The organism is Aeromonas simiae (genome assembly GCF_000820125.1).
GTDB classification, from domain to species: domain Bacteria; phylum Pseudomonadota; class Gammaproteobacteria; order Enterobacterales; family Aeromonadaceae; genus Aeromonas; species Aeromonas simiae.
In genome coordinates, this window is record NZ_CDBY01000010.1 from 1 (window position 1) to 486 (window position 486).

A 486-nucleotide genomic window follows, 5' to 3' on the forward strand; every position below is an offset into this window, starting at 1 on the left:
GCGCTGCTGCTGCTGGTGGCCTTCACCCTGTTCCGCCCCGGCTTCTGGATGGACATGATCCACGACCCATACCGCAATACGGCGCCGGCCGAGCTGGCCCAGACCATGGGGCAGGTGGAAGCCGACAGCACGTTGCGGCTGCGGATCGAGGGGGAGGATGCGGTCGGCAAGCTGCACCGTTTCACCGTACTGCTGCCGGTGCCGGATGGGGAGAGCGGCGAGCGTCGTCTCGAGCATCTTGGCATCACACTCTATGAGCAGGATGGCAAGACCCTGATCGACAACGTCGCGTTTGGCAGTACCGCTGCCGATCTGGGTCTGGAGTTCGATCAGCAGATCCTGAGCGTGCAGGCGCCCACCGAGCGCTGGCGCAAGGAGCTGATGTGGCTGCCGGGTCTGCTGCTGCTTGGCGGTATCGTGCTGCTACAGCGGCGACGTCAGCCGGCCTGAGTGGATGCGTGAAGAGGAGGCGGCCTGCGGGCCGCC

At 66.0% G+C, this 486-nt stretch carries 1 protein-coding gene; it reads left to right on the forward strand.

Annotation, left to right across the window (positions count from 1 at the left end; translation table 11 throughout):
- Positions 1 to 450: DUF3394 domain-containing protein (locus BN1134_RS01795; RefSeq protein WP_042044919.1), on the forward strand; the 450-nt coding region annotated here is incomplete at its 5' end.
- Positions 451 to 486 lie beyond the last annotated feature (36 nt).